Raw genomic sequence first — 22954 nt, 5'->3', positions numbered from 1 at the left:
GCGATGTGCCAGCTGCTGGGCATGAATGCCAACACGCCGACCGACCTGATGTTCAGCTTCACCGGGTTCTCGACCCGTGCCGAGGAACACAAGGACGGTTTCGGCATCGCGTTCTTCGAAGGCGCAGGCACACGGCTGTTCGTCGATGCGCAGAGCGCGCGGCTKTCGCCGGTGGCCGAGATGATCCGGCACTACCCGATCCGCAGCCACAACGTCATCGCGCACATCCGCAAGGCGACCCAGGGCGTGGTCGCGCTGGAGAACACGCACCCGTTCGTGCGCGAGCTGTGGGGCCGCTACTGGGTGTTCGCGCACAACGGCGACCTGAAGGACTACCAGCCGCGGCTGCACGCGGCGTTCCGCCCGGTGGGCAGCACCGACAGCGAGCGCGCGTTCTGCTGGCTGATGCAGGAGCTCTCGAAGGCGCATGCGGACCTGCCGCCGGTCGGCGAGCTGACGGCCACGCTGGCCGAGCTGGTGCCGCGCGTCGCGGCGCACGGCAGCTTCAATTTCATGCTGAGCAATGGCCAGGCGCTGTGGGCGCACTGCTCGACGAAGCTGAGCTGGCTGGTGCGCGAGCACCCGTTCCGCAAGGCGCGGTTGCAGGACGAGGACATGAGCGTCGACTTCGCCGAGCTGACGACGACGGCGGATCGGGTGGCGGTGGTCGTCACCGAGCCGCTGACGGCGGACGAGGCGTGGCGGGCGTTCGCGCCGGGGGAGCTGAAGGTGTTCGTGAATGGCGGGGTGGTGGAGCGCTGAGCGCCCAGGCGGGCCCGCAACCGTTCAAGCGGACTCGCAGGCCGATTGCGGGTAGTTCCAGCGCCCGCCGTTGTCCAGGCAGGAATCGATCTGGAGCGTGCGCCACAGCCAATGGCTCCCTGCAATCAATGCAGCCACCAGAGCAAGACGCCAAGCGACGGATTCTCTGCTCACGAAGCTGTTGCAACTGGCTTGGGAACGGTCAGTCCGAAAAGTATTCCGCCATACAGCCACCCCAGCGAGAGGCTCGGAAAGAAATACAGATTCGGCACAAAGTTTCGCTCGAAGAATGAGGCGCCGCGCAGCGCCAACTCGCAGACCGCGATGGCCAGCACCATCGCGACATAGCCGGTGACGGCTCCGGTTGCCCAACACTTCCATCCGCGCAGTGCGGTGTCTCGGCGCCGCGCAGTTTTCCTCGCAGCGAACAGCGCTCCGAAGAAGACGAGAAGGATCAGCACGACGTTCTGCTGGCTGGCAATCAAGCTGATCCAGAAGCACTGAGCTGTCGTCAGCAGCGCGAGCGACAGCCACTGCGTGCGCGCTACGGCCTGACGCTTGGCAGAGAGACATGCCATGAGTGGCTCCTGGGGTCGATTGGAAAGGCCCCAACAGCCCGGGCACGTCGCGCGATGCTAAGAAAGCGTTGCTCGCGCCGGCTCCTCAATTTCTACAGAATTGCGCGCTACTCGGCCGCAGGTGGTTCACCATATTTCTCGCAAACCCCATATTTACTGCACAGTAAATATCGAAGAACTCGGAAATATGGGAGGGCTGCCTTCCACCCCTCAGAGCCGCTCCTGCGACCCCGGCTCGAACAGCGACACCTTCTCCGCCGCGATCCGGAACGGCGCCTGCTGGCCCACCACCGGCTCCGCATGCCCGCTCAGCATCGCGCTGATCTGCTGGCCCTGCACGTCCATCCAGACGATGGTCTGCGCGCCCATCGGCTCCACCAGTGCGACCGTGCCGGTGCCGTCGCCGGCCGCGGCGCCGTCCAGGTGCAGCGCGATGTCTTCCGGGCGGATGCCCAGCAGCACCGCCTGCCCGTCGCGCGGCGCCTGCGCGAACGCGTAGCGCGTCACGTCGACCGAGAGTCCGGCGCGCCGGAACGTCACCGCACCGCCTGCCACCTGCAGCGTGCCCTCGGCGAAGTTCATGCTCGGCGAGCCGAGGAAGCCGGCCACGAACACGTTGGCCGGCCGGTTGTAGATCTCGCCCGGCGCGCCGATCTGCTGGATGCGGCCCTTGTTCATCACCGCGATGCGCGACGCGAGCGTCATCGCCTCGACCTGGTCGTGCGTCACGTAGACCATCGTCGTGCCGATGTTCTTGTGCAGTTGCTTCAGCTCGCGGCGCAGCTCGGCGCGCAGCTTCGCGTCGAGGTTCGACAGCGGCTCGTCGAACAGGAACACGCCGACGTCGCGCACCAGCGCACGGCCGATCGCCACCCGCTGGCGCTGCCCGCCCGACAGCTGCGACGGCTTGCGCTTCAGCAGCTCCTGCAGGTGCAGGATCTCGGCGGCGCGCGCCACGCGCTTCTCGATCTCGGCCTTCGGCGTGCCGTTCACGCGCAGCCCGAACGACATGTTCCGCTCCACCGACATCGTCGGGTACAGCGCATACGACTGGAACACCATGCCGATCGAGCGGTCCTTCGGGTCGGCCCAGGTCACGTCGCGCCCGCCGATCTCGATGCTGCCGGCGTGCACGTCCAGCAGCCCGGCGATCGAGTGCAGCAGCGTCGACTTGCCGCAGCCCGACGGCCCGAGCAGCACCAGGAACTCGCCGGCCTGCACGTGCAGGTCCATCGCGGCAATGATCGGCACGCCGCCCAGGCGGATCTCGAGCTGGCGGATGTCGACGTTCGCCGACGCCACGTGCGACACCGGCGATGCGGCGGAAGAAGAAGGCGGCGCGGCGGACGCTGTCTCGGACGATGTGTTCACAGGAATGGCAGACACGGACTCAACCCTTCACGGCACCAGCCGCAATGCCGCGGACGAACCAGCGACCTGAAATGAGATAGATGGCCAGCGGAACCAGCGAGGTGAGCACGGTGGCCGCCATGTTCACGTTGTACAGGCGCTCGCCGGTCGTCGTGTTGATCACGTTGTTCAGCTGCACCGTCATCGGCAGGTTGTCGCGCCCGGCGAACACCAGCCCGAGGATGAAGTCGTTCCAGATCGCCGTCACCTGCATGATCACCGCGACGATGATGATCGGTGTGGCCATCGGCAGCATCAGCTGGAAGAAGATCCGGAAGAAGCCGCCGCCGTCGATGCGCGCCGCCTTGAACAGCTCGCCCGGCACCGACGCGTAGTAGTTGCGGAACAGCAGCGTCATCACCGGCATGCCGAAGATGGTGTGGATCAGCACGATGCCCGGCAGGCTGCTGAAGATGCCGGCCGCCGCGAACGCCCGCACCAGCGGGAACATCACCACCTGGTAGGGCACGAAGGCGCCGATCATCAGCACGCCGAACAGCAGGTTCGCGCCGCGCGCGCGCCAGAACGACAGCGCGTAGCCGTTGAGCGCGCCGAAGAAGATCGAGATCACCGTGCTCGGCAGCACGATCTTCACCGAGTTCCAGAAGCCGACCTGGATGCCGCTGCAATCGAGGCCGGTGCAGGCCTGCGACCAGGCAGCAATCCAGGGCTCGATGGTCCAGGCGTTCGGCAGCGCGAACAGGTTGCCCAGGCGGATCTCGGCCATCGGCTTCACCGAGGTGACGAGCATCACGTACAGCGGCAGCAGGAAGAACGCGGCGCCGGTCAGCAGGAAGGCGTAGACGCCGATGCGCGCCGGCGTGACGCGCGGCGGGCGCTTCGAGCGCACCGGAATGGCGGCGGCCGGGAGGGCCGTAGAGGGAGTCGACATCGGTTGAGACCTCAGGCTTCCCGGGCGTTGCGGTTGGCGCGGCTGCGTGCATACAGCCACGGCGTGATCACGGCCAGCACCGTCAGCAGCATCACCGTGCTCGCGGCGGACGCGAGGCCGATGTTGGCGCGCCCGAACAGGTAATCCATGATGAATTTCGCCGGCACCTCGCTCGCGATGCCGGGGCCGCCCTGCGTCATCGCGATCACCGCGTCATAGACCTTCACGACGCCCACCGACAGCAGCACCAGCGCGGTCGCGAACGACGGGCCGAGCTGCGGCAGCACGATGCTCGCGTAGACGCGCCAGCGCGGGATGCCGTCGATGCGCGCGGCCTTCCACATCTCCTCGTCGATGCCGCGCAGCCCGGCCAGCATCAGCGCCATCACGAGCCCCGAGGCCTGCCACACGGCGGCGATCACGATCGTGTAGATCACCTTGTCCTGGCTGACGATCCAGTCGAAGCTGAAGTTCTCGAAGCCCCAGCCGCGCACCGTGGTCTGCAGGCCGAGCTCCGGGTTCAGGATCCACTGCCACACCAGCCCGGTCGCGACGAAGCTCATCGCATACGGGTAGAGGAAGACGGTGCGCAGCACGCTCTCGCCGGCCACCTTCTGGTCGATGAAGACCGCGAGCAGGAAGCCGATCGCGAGGCACGCGAGGATGAACAGCACGCCGAAGATCAGCACGTTGTGCACCGAGACCATCCAGCGCTCGCTGGTGAACAGCCGCTCGTACTGCGCGAGGCCCACGAAGCTGTCGCTCGGGAAGGTGCGCGAGTTCGACAGCGAGATCCGCACCGACCACAGCACCGTGCCGATGTAGGCGAACAGCACCGTGGCGGCCATCGGCAGCAGTGCCGCGTAGACCGACCAGTGTTGCCGCAGTCGGCTGCGCCCGACGTCCATCGTGGAATCCTCGAAGCCTTGCCAAGGCGGCAAGGGTAGACAAAAAAACGGTGGGCCGCAGCCCACCGTGGGATTTACACCCAAGCCGCCCGACCTGTGGGGTCAGGTCTTCAACGCAACGGCCAGCGCCTTCGCGGCGTCATCCACCGACTGGTTGGTGTTCCACAGCTTGGTCAGCACGTCCTGCACCGCGCCGATGGTGTCGGGCGTCGCGAGCATTTCCGAATCCGGCAGCTGGCGCGAGGCGTCCTTCATGATGGCCACACCGGCTTGCGCGCAGATGTCCATCTTCGAGGTGTCGACGTCGGTGCGGATCGGGATCGAGCCCTTCTTGTTGTTGAAGGCGACCTGCGCAGCCGGCGAGGTCATCGTCGTCGCGAGCAGCTTCTGCGCCTTGATCGCCTCGGCATTCGTCGTCTTCGGGAACACGAACACGTCACCGGCGACGATGTACGGCGACTTCGGACCGAAGCCCGGGAAGCAGCCGAATTCCTTGCCGGCCGTCTGGTTCGCGGCCTGGAACTCGCCCTTGGCCCAGTCGCCCATGATCTGCACGCCGGCCTTGCCGGAGATCACCATCGCGGTCGCGTCGTTCCAGTTGCGGCCCGGCGAGCCGGCGTCGACATAGTTGTGCAGGCGCTTGAAGGTCGCGAGCACCTTCTTGAACGGCTCGCTCGTCACCAGCGCGGCATCCTTGTCGCGGTAGAACTTCAGGAACATCTCCGGGCCGCCGACGTGCGCCAGGATCGCGTTGAAGGTGATGCGCTCCTGCCACGACTGGCCGCCCAGCGCCAGCGGCACCAGGCCGGCGGCCTTCAGCTTGTCGAGGGCGGCGAAGAACTCGTCGATGGTCTTCGGCTCGTCCTTGATGCCGGCCTTCGCGAAGGCGGCCTTCGAGTACCAGAACCAGGCGGGCATGTGCACGTTGACCGGCACGGCGTAGTAGTGGCCCTTCACCTTGACGGTGTTCAGCACCGGCTGCGGCAGGATCTTGTCCCAGCCTTCCTTCGCCGCGACCTCGTCCATGTCGGCCAGCTTGCCTTCGGCGACGATGTCGTGGAACTGCTTCGAGGTGTTGAACTGCGCGGCGGTCGGCGGGTTGCCGCCGACGATGCGGTTGATGGCCGCGGCACGCGCGTTGTCGGCGCCGGCCACCGCGCTGTCGACCCAGGTACCGCCGGCGGCCTTGTAGGCGTTCGCGAACTCCTTGATGGCGGCCGACTCGCCACCCGAGGTCCACCAGTGGATCACCTCGGCCTTCACCTGGGCCTGGGCCGGGGTGACAACGCCGAGTGCGCCGAAGCCCACGACCATGCCGGCGAGAACTGCCTTCAATTGAAACGCCATGTCTGTCTCCTGTGGTGAAACTCGAGCACTCCGGCTCATTGGGGGGTGAAGCTGTCTAGCGGGGGATCAGGTCCTGGAGGGTCGCGCCTTCATGAAGGCTTGCACGACGCGGCCACTGTCCTTCCAGGTGCGCGCCTGGGTGTCGTAGTCGACATGGACGATGCCGAAGCGGCGTTCATACCCATACGCCCACTCGAAATTGTCCAGCAGCGACCAGATGAAATACCCGCGGATATCCACGCCGTGGCGCATCGCGTCGTCCACCGCCAGCAGGTGGCGGCTGATGAAACTGATGCGCGACGGGTCGGTGACGCGGCCGTCGACGACCTTGTCGTCCGAGGCCATGCCATTCTCGGTGATGTAGATCGGCGGCAGGTTCCGGTAATTCGCGTGGAATCCCTTCAGCAAGCGCGCCAGGCCCTGCGGATAAACCTCCCAGCCCATTTGCGTGCGCTCGACGCCGGGCATGTCGGTTTCGATGAAACCATGCCGCCCGTCGCTCTTCACCTGGGTGCGGAAGTAATAGTTGATGCCGAGGAAATCGAGCGGCGCGGCGATCGTCTGCAGGTCGCCATCGAGCACCAGCGGCTCGGCGCCGGGCCACAGCCGCCACAGGTCGGCGGGGTAGCTGCCCTTGAGCAGCGGGTCGAGGATCCAGTCGTTGTGCTGCACCTCGAACAGGTAGGCGGCATCCTGGTCCCTCGGCGACGGCGTCTCGGCCACCGCGGCGCCGACGTTGGCGACGATGCCGACCTTCGCGCCCGGGTCGTTGCGGCGCAGGATCGCCACCGCGGTGCCGTGTGCGAGCAGCAGGTGGTGCATCGCCTGCGTCGCGTAGCGCAGGTTCTGGCGGCCCGGCGCATGGCGGCCGACGGCGTAGCCCAGGAAGGCCGAGCACCACGGCTCGTTCAGCGTGGCCCAGGCCGTCACCAGCCCCTTGAACTCGCGGCTCACCAGCTCGGCGTACTCGGCGAAGTGGTAGACCACCTCGCGGTTGGTCCAGCCGCCGCGGTCCTCGATCCACTGCGGCAGGTCCCAGTGGTACAGCGTCACGTAGGCCTGGATGCCCTTGGCCTTCAGTGCCTCCAGCAGGCGCTTGTAGAACGCCAGGCCCTTCGGGTTCGGCTGGTTCTTCGCGTCCATCACGCGCGGCCAGGCGATCGACAGGCGATACGCCTGCACGCCCAGTTCCTCGATGATTTCCAGGTCCTGCGGCCAGCGGTGGTAATGGTCGCAGGCAAACTCGCCGGTGTCCCCGTTCAATACCATGCCAGGGGTATTGGAATAGGTATCCCAGATCGACGGGATGCGCCCATCTTCATGAATGGCGCCTTCGATCTGATAAGACGCCGTGGCGGTACCAAACAGAAAGTCGGGCGACCAGAGCCTCGAATCCTTGGGAATCTCCAACTGCTCTGCACTGTACTTCGCCGAATTCGTACTCACTCCACACCTTTCTCGACCCACTGCTTGACTTGACGGAACGTCCAGGCACTACAATGCCACCTCAATTGGAACCGGTTCCAAAGAGCGGAACGCATTTCAGCACCTCTGCGGTCATTCAACATTGGGGAAAACCCGGCCTCTGGCCACTCCCTATGATTCCCGGTTCGGTATGGGTTCTCTCACGGGCGACGAATGGCAACCATCAAGGACGTGGCGCGGCTGGCGGGGGTGGGGGTGGGCACCGCATCGCGCGTGATCTCCGGCCGGGGCTCGGCCTCGCCGGCGGCGGTGGAGCGGGTGCAGGGCGCGGTGCGCCAGCTCGGCTTCCGGCCGTCGAGCCTCGCGCGGGCGCTGTCGTCGCGCACGCTCGGCATGATCGGCGTCTTCGTGCCCGATTTCAGCGGTCCGTTCTTCGGCCGCATCCTGCAGACCATGGATGCCGAACTGCGCGAGTTCGATCGCCACATGGTGGCCGCCAACGGCTGCGGGCACGGCGATCGGCGCCAGCAGGCGCTGGACGGCACCGCGTTCCTGATCCAGCGCGAATGCGACGGCCTGATGCTGCAGAGCAATGAGCTGCTCGACGAGGATCTGCTCGCGCTGCACCGCCTGCAGCCGCGCCTCGCGGTGCTGAACCGCCTGGTGCCGACGCTCGAGGCGCAGTGCTTCTCGGCCGACCACCATGTCGGCGGGCGGCTCGCGGCGCAGGCGCTGCTGAGCCGCGGGCATCGGCAGATCGCGGTGATCTCGGGGCCGAACTCCGCGCCCGACAACGAGGCGCGCCTGGCCGGCTTCTATGAGGAGCTCGCCGCGCATGGCATCGCGCGCGAGACGGTGCCGCAGGTCGAAGGCGATTTCAGTTCCGAGAGCGGCTGGCGTGCGGCTTCGCAGTTGCTGGAGCGGCGCGTGCCGTTCACCGGCCTGTTCGGTGCGAACGACGTGATGGCGATCGCGGCGATCTCGCGCCTGCAGCACGCGGGGCTGCGCGTGCCCGAGCAGGTGTCGGTGGTCGGCTATGACGATTCCGAGCCGGCCTCGTACAGCAACCCGCGGCTCACCTGCGTGCGCATTCCGATCCAGGACGTGGTGTCGAACGCGTCGCGCTATCTGTTGAACGAGTGCTATGGCAGCACGCTGCCCGTGACCCACATCTTCGAGCCGACTTTCGTGTGGCGGGACTCGGTGGCGAAAGTTCCCTGAAATACACCACCCTCGGAAGAGGGATGCACATTGCGTCGGGGCGGCAGGAGGCGTCCGACAAAGTTTGGCCCTCGCATCGACGGTTTGCGTCAGATGCAAGTGATAGACGGTTCCACTTTGGGGTCCGGCGGCAGTGGCATGCGAACTGCAACCCGCATTCCCCATGGGCGACTGCCTGCCTGCACCGTTGAAAAGCGAAAGCTCCCGATGAACGATCCCCATGACCTCGACAGCCGGCTGCGCCGGCGCCTGCTCGGCGTGACGCTCGCGTCCGCGGCCACGGCCGCACTGGCCGCTTGCGGCGGCGGCAGCGATTCGTCGCCGTCCCCGGCGCCCGTGGGTGGCACGCCGCCTTCGCCGGCACCCGCACCGTCGCCATCACCTGCTCCCGCACCGGCACCGGCCCCATCGCCTGCTCCTGCGCCTGCACCCTCGCCGGCGCCTTCCCCTGCGCCGGCGCCGGCGCCTGCTCCCGCACCGGCCGCGAAGAGCTTCAAGCGCGGCATCGCCTACGACGTGGCGACGGCCGGCGACCTGAACGCGCTCGTGCCGGGCGTGTCCTGGTGGTACAACTGGTCGCCGCGACCGAAGCTGACACCGCCCACCGGGACCGACTTCGTGCCGATGGTGTGGAACTTCGCGTTCAACGACGCCGAGATCGAGGCGTTGCTGAAGGCCAACCCGCAGTACAAGTACCTGCTGGTGATCAACGAGCCGAACCTGTACGGCCAGGCGACGACGACGCCGGCCGATGCGGCGGCGGCTTGGCCGCGCCTCGAGGCGCTGGCGACCAAGACCGGGGTGAAGATCGTCGGCCCGCAGATCACCTGGGGCACCCTGAATGGCTTCACGGATCCCGTGGTCTGGATGGATGCCTTCTACACCGCCTACCGCAACGCCAACGGCGGGCGCGATCCGCGCATCGACATGCTCTCGTTCCACTGGTACGACTACGGCCTGGACGCGCAGCTCGACCGCCTGAAGAAATACGGCAAGACGTTCTGGGTCACCGAATTTGCGAATTGGCACCAGGGTGACGGCGACGCGCAGATCGACAGTGTTGTCAAGCAGAAGAAGCAGATGAAGGACATGGTCGCGATGCTCGAGGCCCGTGCCGACGTCTACCGCTACGCCTGGTTCACCGGCCGCTGGGACAACGACACCCACTTCAGCAGCCTGCTCGTCGACAAGCAGGACGGCCAGCTGACCGAGCTGGGCCAGTACTACCTGTCATTGCCGTTCTGATCCCCGGAGCCTTGCCGTCCCATGCGTGACCCCGTCACCTTCGACCAGCTGAAGATCTTCATCGCCTGCGTCGAACGAGGTAGTTTTTCCGGTGCGGCGCGCAAGCTGCACCGCACCCAGTCGGTGGTGAGCCAGGCGATCGCGCAGCTGGAGCGCCAGATCGGCGTGACGCTGTTCGACCGCAGCGGCCGCCTGCCGACGCTGACCGACGAAGGCCGCGCGCTGCTGGCCGACGCGCGCATCGTCGCGCGCGGCGTCGACGGCTTCAAGGCGCGCGCCAAGAGCCTCTCCGACGGGCTCGAGCCGGAGCTGTCGGTCGCGATGGATGCGCTGTTCCCGATGGAATGGCTGACGCAGGCGGTCGATGCGTTCCGCCACGAATTCCCCGGCACGCCGCTGCGGCTGCATGTGGATGCGATGGGTGCGATCCTGCAGCCGGTGCTCGACGGGCAGTGCCGCATCGCGGTGATCGGCAGCCTCCCCGACGTGCCCGACACGCTGGAATCGCAACCGCTGCTCGACGTGGCGGCCGTCACGGTGGTGGCGCCGACCCACCCGCTGGCGTCGCACGACGGGCCGATCCCGCGTGCGGTGATCGAGCAGCACGTGCAACTGGTGCTGACCGACCGTTCGCGCATGACCGACGGGCGTGACTACGGCGTCGTCTCGCCGATCACCTGGCGGCTGGCGGACCTGAGCACCAAGCATGCGTTCCTGCGCGCCGGCTTCGGCTGGGGGCACATGCCGCGCCCGCAGGTCGAGGCCGACCTGGCCCAGGGCAGCCTGGTGACGCTGGAGGTGGAGGGCCTGCCGTTCACGCCGCCGTCGTTCGCGATGCGCTCGGTGCACCGCAAGGATGCGCCGCCGGGGCCGGCGGCGCGCTGGTTCCTCGACTGGCTGAAGCAGGCCGAGGCGGACCGGGCCTGACGAGTCAACTCAGCTGCAGGATGCGCGTCATCGTGAACGCCGTCTTCAGCTGCTTCAATGCGCTGGTGTAGGCGGGGCTGCCCGGCGGGCCGGCGGATGCTTCGGCTTGCTCGAATGCTTTCTTGAAGGAGAGCTGAAGCGACCCGGGCTCGAGCGGCAGGTTGGAGAGCACTTCCTCCCGCAATGCCTGCCAGTCCGGCCCCTTTCCCTCGGCGGCCGCAGCGAGCCGCATCATGAGTCCGGTCTGGGTGCCGAAGTCGACCAGGCCCCCGGTGGCCGTCTGGGCGCCCCGCCGCAGCGTCTCGAACCTCGGCGACGACCTGGAAGCGCCCGTGGTGCCCGTCGTGGCGGGGTCCGGCGGGGTGACGCTCGAAGGGTGGATTCCGATCTTGAGACTCATGGCGGTGACTCTGTGAGGCTGTGACGAAGAGGCTTGGGGCTGCGGCAGGTTCCGACTGAGTGGGCCGCGAGGCTGGATTGATTCCAAGACGGACGTACCGGCCGCGTCGAAGACAAGGCGGCGGGATAACGAGGCCGGTTCCTATAATCGCCCCTCGCCCCCCGAGCCACCCCACGGCGCCGTAACCGATGACTCCCGACTTCAAGCCCACCGAGATCGAACGCGCCGCCCAGGCCGCGTGGACCGCTGCCGATGCCTACCGCGTGACGGAAGACGCCAGCAAGCAGAAGTTCTACGCCTGCTCGATGCTGCCGTACCCGAGCGGCAAGCTGCACATGGGCCATGTGCGCAACTACACGATCAACGACATGTTGACGCGCCAGCTGCGCATGAAGGGCATGAACGTCCTGATGCCGATGGGCTGGGATGCCTTCGGCCTGCCGGCCGAGAACGCGGCGATCAAGAACAAGGTGCCGCCGGCGAAGTGGACCTACGACAACATCGCCTACATGAAGCGGCAGATGCAGGCGATGGGCCTGGCCATCGATTGGAGCCGCGAGATCGCGACCTGCTCGCCGGCCTACTACCGCTGGAACCAGTGGCTGTTCCTGAAGATGCTGAAGGCCGGCATCGCCGAGCGCCGCACCCAGGTCGTCAACTGGGACCCGATCGACCAGACCGTGCTCGCCAACGAGCAGGTGATCGACGGCAAGGGCTGGCGCTCGGGCGCGGTGATCGAGAAGCGCGAGATCCCCGGCTACTACCTGAACATCACGAAATACGCCGGCGAGCTGCTCGACTACGTGCAGGAGCAACTGCCCGGCTGGCCCGAGCGCGTCAAGCTGATGCAGGAGAACTGGATCGGCCGCAGCGAGGGCGTGCGCTTCGCCTTCCCGCACCGCATCGCCGGCGCTGACGGCCAGCCGATCGGCGGCGGCCGGCTGTACGTGTTCACGACGCGTGCCGACACCATCATGGGCGTGACGTTCTGCGCGGTCGCGCCCGAGCACCCGCTGGCCGCCCACGCCGCGGCCACGAACCCCGCGGTCGCCGCCTTCATCGAGGAGACCAAGGCCGGCGGCACCACCGAGGCCGAGCTGGCCACGCAAGAGAAGAAGGGCGTGCCCACCGGCCTGGTCGTGCAGCACCCGATCTCCGGCGAGGACGTGCCGGTGTGGGTCGGCAACTACGTGCTGATGAGCTACGGCGACGGTGCCGTGATGGGCGTGCCGGCGCACGACGAGCGCGACTTCGCGTTCGCGAAGAAATACGACCTGGGCATCCTGCAGGTCATCACGATCGACGGCGAGCACTTCAGCTACGACCACTGGCAGGAGTGGTACGGCGACAAGCAGCGCGGCATCACGATCAATTCCGACAACTTCAGCGGGCTCGACCACGCGAAGGCGGTCGATGCGGTGGCCGCGGCGCTGGCCCACAAGGGCCTGGGCGAGAAGAAGACGACCTGGCGCCTGCGCGACTGGGGCGTCAGCCGCCAGCGCTACTGGGGCACGCCGATCCCGATCATCCACTGCGACGAGCATGGCGCGGTGCCGGTGCCCGAGAAGGACCTGCCGGTCGTGCTGCCCGAAGACGTGGTGCCCGACGGCAGCGGCAACCCGCTGAACAAGCGCGCCGACTTCCTGAACGTCGCATGCCCGGTGTGCGGCAAGCCCGCACGCCGCGAGACCGACACGATGGACACCTTCGTCGACAGCTCGTGGTACTTCATGCGGTATTGCGATGCGACGAACGACAAGGCGATGGTCGGTGCCGGCACGCAGTACTGGATGCCGATGGACCAGTACATCGGCGGCATCGAGCACGCGATCCTGCACCTGCTGTACGCGCGCTTCTGGACCAAGGTGATGCGCGACCTGCACCTGGTGAAGGTCGACGAGCCGTTCACGAAGCTGCTGACGCAGGGCATGGTGCTGAACGAGGCCTTCTCGCTGACGCACGAGGGTGCCGGCAAGGACTACTTCTGGGCGCATGACCTCGAGATCGTGCGCGACGACCACGCCCACGTGCTGTCGGCGGTGCACAAGGAGAGCGGCAAGCCGGTGGTGTACGAGGGCTGGACGACGATGTCCAAGTCGAAGAACAACGGTGTCGATCCGCAGGACCTGATCGAGAAGTTCGGTGCCGACACCGCGCGGCTGTTCGTGATGTTCGCGTCGCCGCCGGAGCAGACGCTGGAATGGAACGACCAGGGCGTCGAAGGCGCGAACCGCTTCCTGCGCCGCGTGTGGGGCTTCGCCGCGAAGTACGCCGACGTGATCATCGGCGGCGGCGAGATCTCGGGCGCCATCCCGAAGGAGGCGCAGGCGCTGCGCCGCGAGGTGCACACGCAGTTGCGCCAGATCAGCTACGACTACGAGCGCATGCAGTACAACACCGTCGCCTCCGGCGCGATGAAGCTGCTGAAGGCGCTCGAAGGCTTCACCGGGAATGCGCCGGCGGTCGTGCGCGAGAGCTTCGGCATCCTGCTGCGCGCGCTCTACCCCGCCTGCCCGCACATCACCTGGACCTTGTGGACCGACCTCGGCTACGCCAAGGGCCTGGGCGACCTGCTCGACGCGCCGTGGCCGGAGGTGGACGAGGCCGCGCTGAAGCAGGACGAGATCGAGCTGGTGCTGCAGGTCAACGGCAAGACGCGCGGCGCGATCACGGTGGCAGCCACCGCCGACAAGGCCGCGATCGAGGCGGCGGCGGTCGCGAGCCCGGACTTCGTCAAGTTCTCGGAGGGCAAGCCGCCGAAGAAGGTGATCGTGGTGCCGGGCCGCCTCGTCAACGTGGTGGTCTAGGAAGATGGCCCCCCAGTCGCGTCGCTCCTGCCCCCGAGGGGCGCCGTTCGCCTTGGGGCGGCCCGGCGGCGAACCGCTTATGCAACGCCGCACGGTCCTGCTGTCGTCCTTCGCCGCGGTGCTGGCCGGCTGCGGCTTCGAGCTGCGCCGCGCGCCGGAGCTGCACTTCAAGGCCATCCAGCTGAGCGGCTTCAAGCCGCAGTCGCCGCTGGCCGGCGACCTGCGGCGCGCGCTGCAGTCGGTCAACGCGACCCGCATCGTCGAGGCCGCGTCGCTGGCCGAGGTGGTGCTCGAGTCGCTGAACGACGTGCGCGAGAAGGGCGTCGTCTCGTCCGGCACCGCCGGCCAGGTGCTCGAAGTGCAGCTGCGCTCGCGCTTCAGCTTCCGGCTGCGCACGCCGATGGGCAAGGAGCTGATCCCTGCCAGCGAGATCCTGCTGACGCGCGACATGACCTACAACGAGAGCATCGCGCTCGCGAAGGAGCACGAAGAGACGCTGCTCTACCGCGCGATGGAAACCGACATCGCCTCGCAGGTGCTGCGCCGGCTGGCGTCGGTGCAATCTCTTTGAACATCGACCTTTGAATCACGACTCCGCCCATGCAGCTGCGTGCTGACCAACTCCCTCAACACCTGCGCCAGGGCCTGAAGCGCCTCTACACGATCCACGGGGACGAGCCGCTGCTCGCGCAAGAGGCGGCTGACCAGATCCGCGCCGCCGCACGCGCGGCCGGCCACACCGAGCGCCAGGTGCACACCGTCAGCGGTGCGCACTTCGACTGGAGCAGCCTGCTCGGGGCGTCGCAGGCGCTGAGCCTGTTCGCCGACAAGCAGCTGATCGACATCCGCATCCCGTCCGGCAAGCCCGGCAAGGACGGCTCGCAGGCGCTGCAGCGCTACTGCGAGACGCTGTCGGACGACGTGGTCACGCTGGTGCAGCTGCCCAAGCTCGACCGCACGCAGCAGGCCAGCGCCTGGTTCGTCGCGCTCGATGCCGCCGGCGTCACGCTGCGCGTCGACCCGATCGAGCGGCGGGCGCTGCCGGCCTGGATCGCGCAGCGGCTCGCCGGCCAGGGCCAGAAGGTGCAGGACGGCGAGGCCGGGCAGCACACGCTCGCGTTCTTCGCCGACCGGGTCGAGGGCAACCTGATGGCGGCGCACCAGGAGGTGCAGAAGCTCGGGCTGCTGTACCCGCAGGGGGAGCTGAGCTTCGAGCAGATCGAGTCGGCGGTGTTGAACGTGGCGCGCTACGACGTGTTCAAGCTCGGCGAGGCGGTGCTGGCCGGGCAGGTCGGGCGCGCGCTGCGCATGCTCGACGGGCTGGAGGCCGAGGGCGAGGCGGCGGTGCTGGTGCACTGGACGCTGGCCAACGACATCCTCGCGCTGCGCCGCGTGAAGGATGCGATGAATGCCGGCAAGCCGCTGGCGCTCGCGCTGCGCGACGCGCGCGTCTGGGGCGCGAAGGAGCGGCTGTTCGAGCGCGCAGCGCCGCTGCTGGGCGACGACGGCCTGTCGCAGCTGGTCGAGGCGGCACAGGTCTGCGATGGCCTGGTCAAGGGGCTCAAGCACCCCGACTGGCCGTTCGAGCCGTGGCAGGGGCTGCGCCGGCTGGTGCTGATGGTGATGCAGCAGGTCACGCAGCAGGCGGCGCCGGCCCCGGGGACGGTGCGCGGCGGGCCGGCGACGAAGGTGTCGCTGGTGCTGCGCGCATGAGTCAGTAGCCGCGCTGTCGATCAACGAGGTGCTGCAGCGGCTGACCCGCGCGCAGTGCACGGATGTTGGCCGCAACCACCTGCGCCGCGCTGCGCGGATCGGTCTGCGCGGCCACGTGCGGCAGCACGGTCACCAACGGGTGCCGCCAGAACGGATGCTCCGCCGGCAGCGGCTCGGTCGCGAACACGTCGAGCACGGCATGCGACAGCTGCCCGTTGTCGAGCGCCGCCAGCAGGTCGGTCTCGACCACCTGCGCCCCGCGCGCCAGGTTCACGAAGCTCGCGCCGCGGCGCATCTGCGCGAATCGCGCGCGGTCGAAGAAGCCGGTCGTCGCCGGTGTCAGCGGCAGCAGGCTGATCACGATGTCGGCGTCGCCCAGCACGCCATCGATCGCCCCGTGGCGCGTGCTCCAGCCGCTGACGGCAAAGCCCTGCTGCGCGAGCCGCGCCGCCACCGCCTGGCCCATCTGCCCGAGGCCCAGCACCGCGACCCGCGTCTCGTCCGCACGGCGCTGGCCGTGCTGGCGCCACACGCCGGCGCGCTGCTGCGCCGCGTAGCCGAAGAAGCCGCGCTGCAGCGCGAGCGCCGCCCACTGCGCGGTCTCGGCCATCGCGGCGTTCATCGCCGGGTCGACCATGCGGGCGAGCGGCACGCCGGCCGGCAGCGTCGGGTCGCGCAGCAGCTTGTCGACGCCCGCCCACAGCGATTGCACGAGCTTCAGGTGCGGCAACCCTTGCAGCGAACCGGCCGGCGGGTTCGCGACGATCGCGATGTCGATGTCGTCGCGGCGATCGACCGCCAGGGTCAAGGTCTCGCCGGGCAGTGCCGCCTGCAGCGCCGGCAGCCACGCGGCCCACTCCACCGCGTCGAAATCCGCCGCCAGCAGGATGCTCACGACGCGGCCTGCAGCAGGCGCATCAGCGCCTGCGACACCGTCTGCCCGCGCACTGCGGCACGGTCGCCGGCGAACAGCAGGCGCTCGGCCTGCGTCGCGCCGTCGCGCTGCGCCCAGGCCAGCCACACCGTGCCGACCGGTTTGCCCGGCACCGCGCCGCCGGGGCCGGCGATGCCGGTCACCGCGACCGCGAAGCGCGCCGGCGAGTGCACCAGTGCACCCTCGGCCATCGCCCGCGCGACTTCCTCGCTGACGGCGCCGTGCTGCGCGATCGACGCCGCCGGCACGCCCAGCATCTGCGTCTTGGCCTCGTTGCTGTAGGTCACGAAGCCGCGCTCGAACCAGTCGCTCGACCCGGCCACCGAGGTGCAGGCCGCGGCGATCAGGCCGCCGGTGCAGGATTCGGCCGTCGCGATCGAGCCGCCGCGCTGCCGCAGCACGCGGGCCAGCGCCAGCACCGCCGGTTCGAACTCGTTCACAGGAACCTCCACAGCGCGATCACCAGCAGCGCGCACAGCGCGGCCACGGCGTCGTCGAACAGGATGCCGAAGCCCTGCGCCCAGCCGATCGCCTGGCCGCGGCGCAGCTTGAAGCGGGCATCGGCCCAGGCCACCGGGCCGGGCTTCACCGCATCGAAGAAGCGGAACAGCCCGAAGGCCACCGCCTGGGCCAGCAGCCCGGCCGGCGTCACGAGCCACAGCACGGCCCAGAACGCGAGCACCTCGTCCCAGACGATGCTGCCCGGGTCGGCGACGCCCAGGTTGCGCGCGGTCACCGTGCAGGCCCACCAGCCGACCAGCGTGCCGATGGCCAGCACCAGCAGCCATTGCAGGTCGCCGAGGTGCGGCTGCATGATGACGAACGCGAGCCAAGCCCACAGCGTGCCGACCGTGCCGGGCGCGACCGGCGACAGCCCGCTGCCGAAACCGAGCGCGATGACGTGGGCCGGGTGGCGGAACATGAAGCCGAGCGTCGCGCGCTGCGGGGCAGGGCGCGGCGGCGGCAGCGGTTGCAGGGGCGGCGGTGTCGGCTCGGTGCTCATGACTTGAAATGGTCGAAGGCCGCGAAACGCTGGTCGACCGCCGCGCCGTCGCCGTCCACCAGGCGCAGGCCATGCGACACCGGCTCGATGCGGCCGATGCGCGTCACCGCCACACCGGCGCCGCGTGCCGCCGCCAGCACGGCCGCCGCCTGCGCAGGCGGCGCGGTGAAGACCAGCTCGTAGTCGTCGCCGCCGGCCAGCGTGCAGTTGCGCTGCAGCGCCAGCGGCTGCGCGGCCAGCACCGTGCTGCGCGGCAGCGCATCGACCTGCAGCGTCGCGCCGGCATTCGATCGCTTCAGGATGTGGGCGAGATCGCCGAGCAAGCCGTCGGAGACATCGATCGCGCTCGTCGCGATGCCGCGCAGCGCGCTGCCGAGCGCGACGCGCGGCGTCGGCAGCTCCATCGCGGCGCGCACCTGCGCGAAGGCATCGCCCGCCAGTGCGAGGCTGCCGCGGAACACCTCCAGCGCCAGCCGCGCATCGCCCAGCGTGCCGCTGACCCAGATCTCGTCGCCGTCGCGCGCGCCCGAGCGCAGCAGCGCCTGCCCGGGCGGCACCTCGCCGAACACCGTGATGCACAGGTTCAGCGGGCCTTGCGTCGTGTCGCCGCCGACCAGCTCGCAGCCGTGTTCATCGGCCAGGGCCAGCAGCCCGCGCGAGAAGCCGTCGAGGAACGCTTCGTCGACGCGCGGCAGCGCCAGCGCCAGCGTGAACGCGAGCGGCTGCGCGCCGCAGGCCGCCAGGTCGCTCAGGTTGACGGCCAGCGCCTTGTGGCCGAGCCGCTCGGGGGCCACCGTCGACAGGAAATGCCGCCCCTCCACCAGCATGTCGCTGGAGGTCGCGAGCTGCATGCCCGGCGTGATGTTCAGCAGCGCGCAGTCGTCGCCGACGCCGAGCGCCGCGCGCCGCGCCGGGCGCGTGAACCAGCGCGCGATCAGGTCGAATTCGCCGAGTCCGGACATCAGGCTACTTGCCAATGTGGATCAGCGGTGCCGTCTGCATGTTTGCCGGGATCACGACCGTCGTCGTGCCGCCCTTCTCGGCGAACTTCTGCAGCGCGAGGTTCGACTCGTGCTGCAGGTACTCGCGCGTCAGGCTCTGGTTGATGATCTGGTTGGCGCGTGCGATGCCCTCGGCCTTCTTGACCTCGACCTCCGCCTCGGCCTCGGCGATCGCGATGCGCTGCTTCGTCGTCTCGAGCTGCTTCTGCGCCGCGACCGAATCCTGGATCGCCTTCTCGATCGCCGGGTCGGTGGTGAGCGAACGGATCACGACGCGCGTGACCTGGAACACGCCCTTGTCGTTCGCGTCGAGCTCGGCCTGCAGCGACTTGCGCACCGCCAGCGCCAGTTCCTCGCGCTGCGTGTGCATCACCAGGCTGTCGATGTGCGAGGCCTGCTGGTAGATCGCGTTGCGCGACACGCGCTGCAGCAGCGCGTACGCCGGCAGGTAGACGCGGCTGCCCTCGTCGCGGGTGTGCTGGCCGGCGTACTTCACGTACAGGTCGGCGATCGAGCCGGGCACGACACGGTAGTACACGGTCACGTCCAGGTCGCGCAGCGTCAGGTTGTCGCGCGCCTTCGGCGTCAGGTCGTTCAAGTCGAGACCGATCTCCTTGGCCGAGAACTCCTGCACCCGGCTGATGCCCGGCAGGCCCAGGTAGATGCCGGGCTCGACTTCCTCGGCACTGACCTTGCCGAGCGTCGTGCGGATGCCGACATTGCCCGATTCCACCGTGCCGCAGCTGCTGAAGCCCGCCACCACCAGCAGCACGACCACCACCGCCGCGACCGCGCGGACCAGTCCCTGGATGCTCATCGTCGAATCCCTCCTGCCGGCATTATGTTTCGCGCATCCGGTTGGCCAGCTCCACCGCGGACTTCACGTCCATCTTCTCGAACACCCGCGCCCGGTGCACCTCGACCGTGCGCACGCTGATGTTCAGCTCGTCGGCGATCAGCTTGTTGGGCCGGCCGTCGATCACGCGCTCCATCACCTCGCGCTCGCGCTCGGTCAGCTCGGCCAGGTGCTGCTCCAGCGTGACGCGGTCGCGCCGGCGCAGGATGGCCTGCGTGCTCTGCGCCAGCGCCTGCTCGACGCGGTCGACCAGCGCGTTGTCGGAGAACGGTTTCTCGACGAAATCGAAGGCGCCGCGCTTGACGGCGGCCACCGCGGTCGGCACGTCGCCGTGCCCGGTCAGGAAGATCACCGGCAGCGCCTGCAGCAGGTGGCGCTCGGCCAGCCGCTCGAACAGCGCGAGCCCGCTGGTGCCGGGCATCCGCACGTCCAGCACCAGGCAGCTCGGCGAGGTCGGCCAGCCGGCCGCCGTGGCAGCCGCCAGGCGCGGCGTGAGCATCGTCTCGAAGGCTTCGGCGCTCGCGAAGCCCTCGGACAGCAGCCGCCGCGAGCGCAGCAGCCAGGCGAGCGCCTCGCGCACGACGTCCTCGTCGTCCACCAAGTAGACCATCGGCAGGCCGAGGTGGGCGGGCGTGGCTGGGGTTGCGGTCGGGGTGTGGGGGGGACTGCTGGTCATGGGTTCGCGTTCCTGCTGTCGGCGGGCAGCGTGAACCTGAATTCTGCGCCGATCACGCGCTGTTCCACGTCGAGGCGGTTCTCGAACACCAGCAGGCCGCCGTGCTGCTCGATCACCGTGCGGCACAGGCTCAAGCCGAGGCCCATGCCCTCGGGGCGGGTCGTGAAGAACGGCGTGAACAGCCGCGCGGCCACGTCGTCGGCGACGCCGGTGCCGCGGTCGATGATGCCGAACGCCACCCAGCGGGCATCGACCGGGCGCACGCGGATCGTCAGCTCGCGTTCGGCGGCCGGGGTGTGCGATTCCATCGCCTGGATCGCGTTGCGCGTCAGGTTCAGCAGCACCTGCTCGAGCATCGTGCGGTCGCAGACCACGCGCGGCATCGGCTTCGGCAGGTCGAGCTCGATGCGCGTGCCGCTCTTGCGCGCCTGCAGCCGCACCAGCGGCAGCACCGCGTCGATCAGCAGGTCGGCGCGCACCGGCTCGCGCGCCTGTTCGCGCCGGCGCACGAAGTCGTGCACGCTCTTGATCACGCGGCCGGCCCGCTCGGCCTGCTCGGCGATGCGCTGCGAGGCCTGGCGCAGCAGCGGCACCGTCTCGGCGCAGTCGCCGTCGGCGTCGTTCATCAGGTTCAGCGAGCCGGCCGCATAGCTCGCGATCGCGGCCAGCGGCTGGTTCAGCTCGTGGCTCAGCAGCGAGGCCATCTCGCCGACGGTGGCCAGCCGCGCCGTTGCCTGCAGCCGCTCCTGCTGCTGGCGCGAGACCTCCTCGATCTTGCGTTGCGCGCTCACGTCGAGCGCCGCGCTCATCCAGCCGGTGTGGCGGCCGGCGCCGTCGACCAGCGGCGCCTCGAAGATCATCACCGCGAAGCGCTCGCCGTTGCGGCGCATGAAGACCGTCTCGTAGCCCTCGCGCGGCGGCACCGTGCCGGCCAGGCGCACCTGCTGGCGCTTCGTGTATTCCGAGGTCAGCTCGGGCGGCCAGTAGGGCGGCGTCATCTGCCCGACCAGCTCGTTCGCGCTGAAGCCCACCATCTCGCAGAACGCCGGGTTCACGTAGGTGATGCGCCCGTGCGGGTCGCGCGCCCGCAAGCCGGTGACCAGCGAATCCTCCATCGCCTTGCGGAAGCTCAGCGCCTCGGCGAGCGCCGCCTCGGCGCCGGCGCGCTTGCGCACGTCGCGCGCCAGCAGCACCACCACGCCGCCGAGCGCGAACGACAGCCCCAGCACCAGCGCGGTACTGAGGTTCGGGATCAGCTGCGGCCGGCCGGCGCTGCTGTCCACGCGCAGCTGCAGGCTCAGGCCCGGCAGGTCGACCAGCCGCTCGGCGATGAAGGCGCCCGCGCCGCGCGGCAGCCCGACGCGCGCGAGGCGCGTGCCGTCGCCCTCGACGAATGAGAGCTCGTGCACCCGCTTCACCTCGCTGCCCACCGTTTCCTCCAGCAGGCGGCCGAGCGCGAAGGTGCCGGCCATGTAGCCCAGGTGCTGGCCGCTGCCGGGGATCGGGATGCAGACATCCATCACCTCCAGCCCCAGCCCGCCGGGCAGCGGCACGAAGTAGCTGCGCGAGTACGACGGGCTGCCCTGACGGCGCGCAGTGGTGCAGGCGAGCTCGGTCTCCAGGTCGATGTCGTCGCGGCGGATCTGCGTGAAGGCCGAGCCGTGCAGCGGGGAATCGACCGATTCGGTGATCTCCAGCTGCAGGTCGCGCCGCTCGATGCGCAGCAGCTCCCGGTGCGTGCGCAGCAGCACCGCCGCATCCTGGCGCCATTGCTCGATCKACGGGTTGTTCCACAGCAGCGCCTGCAGGCTCTGCAGGTCGCGGCCGAGCGCCTGCTTGATGTCGCCGGCCGCCGCGGTGGCGGTGGCATCGACCTGCTCCTGCGCCCGGCTGCTCTCGTAGCCGAGCGTCAGCCACACCAGCAGCGACTGTGCGATCAGCAGCAGCGCCACCAGCGTCGCCCACAGCAGCGCGCGCCGCCAGCGCCGCGGCGGCAGGGGGTCGGAGGCGGAAGGCGGTGGGGGCAGGGGGGAGAGCATCGCAGGTGGGCGGGAGCCACCCTGCAGTATTGCGAATGGGCGGGCCGCCGAGGTACGCAGTTTCGCGCATGGGGGCCGGCGCCGGCCTGCGCAACACTCTGCTTCCCTCGCCCTCCTACAATGGCTCCCCCTTTCGAGGTCCCACGAGATCACGCCATGGCCCAATCAGACAACAAGCATGCGGAACTGCGCCGTGCGGCGCTGGAGTATCACGAGTTCCCGGTGCCCGGCAAGATCGCCATCGCCGCCACCAAGCAGCTGATCAACCAGCGCGACCTGGCCCTCGCGTACTCGCCCGGCGTCGCCGCCGCCTGCGAAGAGATCGTCGCCGACCCGGCCAACGCCTTCCGCTACACCGCGCGCGGCAACCTGGTCGCCGTCGTCACCAACGGCACCGCGGTGCTCGGCCTCGGCGACATCGGCCCGCTGGCCTCGAAACCGGTGATGGAGGGCAAGGGCGTCCTGTTCAAGAAATTCGCCGGCATCGACGTGTTCGACATCGAGCTCGCCGAGCGCGACCTCGACAAGCTGGTCGACATCATCGCCGCGCTCGAGCCCACCTTCGGCGGCATCAACCTCGAGGACATCAAGGCTCCCGACTGCTTCTACGTCGAGCGCAAGCTGCGCGAGCGGATGCACATCCCGGTGTTCCACGACGACCAGCACGGCACCGCGATCACCGTCGGCGCGGCCGTGCTGAACGCGCTGAAGGTGGTCGGCAAGGACATCGACAAGGTCAAGCTCGTCACGTCCGGTGCCGGTGCCGCGGCGCTCGCCTGCCTGGGGCTGCTGGTCAAGCTCGGCGTGCCG

The 22954-nt window shown here is 68.8% G+C and carries 21 protein-coding genes and 1 pseudogene; 8 read left to right on the top strand and 14 right to left on the bottom strand.

Going from position 1 to position 22954, the window contains the following annotated elements:
* Positions 1 to 3: 3 nt before the first annotated feature.
* The gene (locus AC1D15_RS02395; RefSeq protein ID WP_465111342.1) at positions 4 to 762 is read left to right on the top strand and encodes a class II glutamine amidotransferase; all 759 of its coding nucleotides are present in this window, start codon (positions 4 to 6) and stop codon (positions 760 to 762) included.
* A 170-nt stretch (positions 763 to 932) separates the two neighbouring features.
* Here AC1D15_RS02395 and AC1D15_RS02390 read toward each other — a convergent pair whose 3' ends face one another.
* From AC1D15_RS02390 to AC1D15_RS02365, 6 genes are all read right to left on the bottom strand, one after another.
* A complete protein-coding gene (locus AC1D15_RS02390; RefSeq protein WP_465111343.1) occupies positions 933 to 1340 on the bottom strand; it encodes a hypothetical protein in 408 nt (135 codons plus the stop codon).
* A 210-nt stretch (positions 1341 to 1550) separates the two neighbouring features.
* Positions 1551 to 2711, bottom strand: a complete 1161-nt coding sequence (locus tag AC1D15_RS02385) for an ABC transporter ATP-binding protein (RefSeq protein ID WP_477824778.1) — start codon at positions 2709 to 2711, stop codon at positions 1551 to 1553.
* A gap of 19 nt (positions 2712 to 2730) precedes the next feature.
* Positions 2731 to 3642, bottom strand: a complete 912-nt coding sequence (locus AC1D15_RS02380) for a carbohydrate ABC transporter permease (protein ID WP_477824777.1) — start codon at positions 3640 to 3642, stop codon at positions 2731 to 2733.
* Between the two features lie 11 nt (positions 3643 to 3653).
* Complete coding sequence (locus tag AC1D15_RS02375; protein WP_047501375.1) at positions 3654 to 4550, bottom strand: carbohydrate ABC transporter permease; 897 nt, start codon at positions 4548 to 4550, stop codon at positions 3654 to 3656.
* 102 nt (positions 4551 to 4652) lie between these two features.
* Complete coding sequence (locus AC1D15_RS02370) at positions 4653 to 5864, bottom strand: ABC transporter substrate-binding protein (RefSeq protein ID WP_465111627.1); 1212 nt, start codon at positions 5862 to 5864, stop codon at positions 4653 to 4655.
* Positions 5865 to 5963: 99 nt separating this feature from the next.
* Positions 5964 to 7343, bottom strand: coding sequence for a GH1 family beta-glucosidase (locus AC1D15_RS02365; RefSeq protein ID WP_477824776.1), 1380 nt, complete (start codon positions 7341 to 7343; stop codon positions 5964 to 5966).
* 192 nt (positions 7344 to 7535) lie between these two features.
* On the opposite strand from AC1D15_RS02365, the gene AC1D15_RS02360 reads away from it, so the two are divergent.
* The 3 genes from AC1D15_RS02360 to AC1D15_RS02350 all read left to right on the top strand — a co-directional run bounded on the left by AC1D15_RS02360 (position 7536) and on the right by AC1D15_RS02350 (position 10715).
* On the top strand, positions 7536 to 8543 hold the full coding sequence (locus AC1D15_RS02360) for a LacI family DNA-binding transcriptional regulator (RefSeq protein WP_477824775.1): 1008 nt from the start codon (positions 7536 to 7538) through the stop codon (positions 8541 to 8543).
* Positions 8544 to 8750: 207 nt separating this feature from the next.
* A complete protein-coding gene (locus AC1D15_RS02355; RefSeq protein WP_477824774.1) occupies positions 8751 to 9788 on the top strand; it encodes a glycosyl hydrolase in 1038 nt (345 codons plus the stop codon).
* A 21-nt stretch (positions 9789 to 9809) separates the two neighbouring features.
* The gene (locus tag AC1D15_RS02350) at positions 9810 to 10715 is read left to right on the top strand and encodes a LysR family transcriptional regulator (RefSeq protein ID WP_047501383.1); all 906 of its coding nucleotides are present in this window, start codon (positions 9810 to 9812) and stop codon (positions 10713 to 10715) included.
* 4 nt (positions 10716 to 10719) lie between these two features.
* Here the strand turns inward: AC1D15_RS02350 and AC1D15_RS02345 are convergent, their stop codons facing one another.
* Complete coding sequence (locus tag AC1D15_RS02345; RefSeq protein ID WP_477824773.1) at positions 10720 to 11115, bottom strand: hypothetical protein; 396 nt, start codon at positions 11113 to 11115, stop codon at positions 10720 to 10722.
* Between the two features lie 188 nt (positions 11116 to 11303).
* Between AC1D15_RS02345 and leuS the strand changes: the two genes are divergently transcribed.
* The 3 genes from leuS to holA all read left to right on the top strand — a co-directional run bounded on the left by leuS (position 11304) and on the right by holA (position 15635).
* Complete coding sequence (leuS, locus tag AC1D15_RS02340) at positions 11304 to 13922, top strand: leucine--tRNA ligase (protein WP_465111351.1); 2619 nt, start codon at positions 11304 to 11306, stop codon at positions 13920 to 13922.
* Between the two features lie 79 nt (positions 13923 to 14001).
* Positions 14002 to 14493: an LPS-assembly lipoprotein LptE gene (locus AC1D15_RS02335; RefSeq protein WP_477824772.1), complete on the top strand. Its 492-nt coding sequence runs from the start codon at positions 14002 to 14004 to the stop codon at positions 14491 to 14493.
* Between the two features lie 29 nt (positions 14494 to 14522).
* Positions 14523 to 15635, top strand: a complete 1113-nt coding sequence (holA, locus tag AC1D15_RS02330) for a DNA polymerase III subunit delta (protein ID WP_477824771.1) — start codon at positions 14523 to 14525, stop codon at positions 15633 to 15635.
* Between the two features lies 1 nt (position 15636).
* On the opposite strand, the gene AC1D15_RS02325 is transcribed toward holA, so the two are convergent.
* From AC1D15_RS02325 to AC1D15_RS02295, 7 genes are all read right to left on the bottom strand, one after another.
* The gene (locus AC1D15_RS02325; RefSeq protein ID WP_477824770.1) at positions 15637 to 16530 is read right to left on the bottom strand and encodes a 2-hydroxyacid dehydrogenase; all 894 of its coding nucleotides are present in this window, start codon (positions 16528 to 16530) and stop codon (positions 15637 to 15639) included.
* Positions 16527 to 17009, bottom strand: coding sequence for a CinA family protein (locus AC1D15_RS02320; RefSeq protein ID WP_477824769.1), 483 nt, complete (start codon positions 17007 to 17009; stop codon positions 16527 to 16529). Before AC1D15_RS02320 ends, AC1D15_RS02325 begins: the two co-directional genes overlap by 4 nt.
* On the bottom strand, positions 17006 to 17572 hold the full coding sequence (locus AC1D15_RS02315) for a phosphatidylglycerophosphatase A family protein (RefSeq protein WP_465111354.1): 567 nt from the start codon (positions 17570 to 17572) through the stop codon (positions 17006 to 17008). The genes AC1D15_RS02320 and AC1D15_RS02315 overlap by 4 nt, the downstream gene beginning before the upstream one ends.
* A complete protein-coding gene (gene thiL / locus AC1D15_RS02310; RefSeq protein WP_477824768.1) occupies positions 17569 to 18534 on the bottom strand; it encodes a thiamine-phosphate kinase in 966 nt (321 codons plus the stop codon). Before thiL ends, AC1D15_RS02315 begins: the two co-directional genes overlap by 4 nt.
* A 4-nt stretch (positions 18535 to 18538) precedes the next feature.
* Positions 18539 to 19390: an SPFH domain-containing protein gene (locus AC1D15_RS02305; RefSeq protein ID WP_477824767.1), complete on the bottom strand. Its 852-nt coding sequence runs from the start codon at positions 19388 to 19390 to the stop codon at positions 18539 to 18541.
* A 22-nt stretch (positions 19391 to 19412) separates the two neighbouring features.
* Entirely contained in the window at positions 19413 to 20039 is a 627-nt protein-coding gene (locus tag AC1D15_RS02300; RefSeq protein WP_047501398.1) for a response regulator transcription factor, read from the bottom strand.
* A 62-nt stretch (positions 20040 to 20101) separates the two neighbouring features.
* Positions 20102 to 22144, bottom strand: a complete 2043-nt coding sequence (locus AC1D15_RS02295; RefSeq protein ID WP_477824766.1) for a PAS domain S-box protein — start codon at positions 22142 to 22144, stop codon at positions 20102 to 20104.
* A gap of 156 nt (positions 22145 to 22300) precedes the next feature.
* On the opposite strand from AC1D15_RS02295, the pseudogene AC1D15_RS02290 reads away from it, so the two are divergent.
* Positions 22301 to 22954: pseudogene (locus AC1D15_RS02290) on the top strand (NADP-dependent malic enzyme); the annotation flags it as partial.

The sequence above is a fragment of the Rhizobacter sp. P2_H2 genome, from assembly GCF_056403375.1.
Note: the sequence above shows the minus strand (reverse complement) of the source record. Positions and strands in the feature narration are given on the sequence as shown.

Excerpts from the sequence above, each read along its gene's own strand:
- AC1D15_RS02390 (WP_465111343.1), bottom strand. The coding sequence starts at position 1,340 with ATGGCATGTCTCTCTGCCAAGCGTCAGGCCGTAGCGCGCACGCAGTGG.
- AC1D15_RS02380 (WP_477824777.1), bottom strand. The coding sequence starts at position 3,642 with ATGTCGACTCCCTCTACGGCCCTCCCGGCCGCCGCCATTCCGGTGCGC.
- AC1D15_RS02375 (WP_047501375.1), bottom strand. The coding sequence starts at position 4,550 with ATGGACGTCGGGCGCAGCCGACTGCGGCAACACTGGTCGGTCTACGCG.
- AC1D15_RS02370 (WP_465111627.1), bottom strand. The coding sequence starts at position 5,864 with ATGGTCGTGGGCTTCGGCGCACTCGGCGTTGTCACCCCGGCCCAGGCC.
- AC1D15_RS02360 (WP_477824775.1), top strand. The coding sequence starts at position 7,536 with ATGGCAACCATCAAGGACGTGGCGCGGCTGGCGGGGGTGGGGGTGGGC.
- AC1D15_RS02355 (WP_477824774.1), top strand. The coding sequence starts at position 8,751 with ATGAACGATCCCCATGACCTCGACAGCCGGCTGCGCCGGCGCCTGCTC.
- AC1D15_RS02350 (WP_047501383.1), top strand. The coding sequence starts at position 9,810 with ATGCGTGACCCCGTCACCTTCGACCAGCTGAAGATCTTCATCGCCTGC.
- AC1D15_RS02345 (WP_477824773.1), bottom strand. The coding sequence starts at position 11,115 with ATGAGTCTCAAGATCGGAATCCACCCTTCGAGCGTCACCCCGCCGGAC.
- leuS (WP_465111351.1), top strand. The coding sequence starts at position 11,304 with ATGACTCCCGACTTCAAGCCCACCGAGATCGAACGCGCCGCCCAGGCC.
- AC1D15_RS02335 (WP_477824772.1), top strand. The coding sequence starts at position 14,002 with ATGCAACGCCGCACGGTCCTGCTGTCGTCCTTCGCCGCGGTGCTGGCC.
- holA (WP_477824771.1), top strand. The coding sequence starts at position 14,523 with ATGCAGCTGCGTGCTGACCAACTCCCTCAACACCTGCGCCAGGGCCTG.
- AC1D15_RS02315 (WP_465111354.1), bottom strand. The coding sequence starts at position 17,572 with ATGAGCACCGAGCCGACACCGCCGCCCCTGCAACCGCTGCCGCCGCCG.
- thiL (WP_477824768.1), bottom strand. The coding sequence starts at position 18,534 with ATGTCCGGACTCGGCGAATTCGACCTGATCGCGCGCTGGTTCACGCGC.
- AC1D15_RS02305 (WP_477824767.1), bottom strand. The coding sequence starts at position 19,390 with ATGAGCATCCAGGGACTGGTCCGCGCGGTCGCGGCGGTGGTGGTCGTG.
- AC1D15_RS02300 (WP_047501398.1), bottom strand. The coding sequence starts at position 20,039 with ATGGTCTACTTGGTGGACGACGAGGACGTCGTGCGCGAGGCGCTCGCC.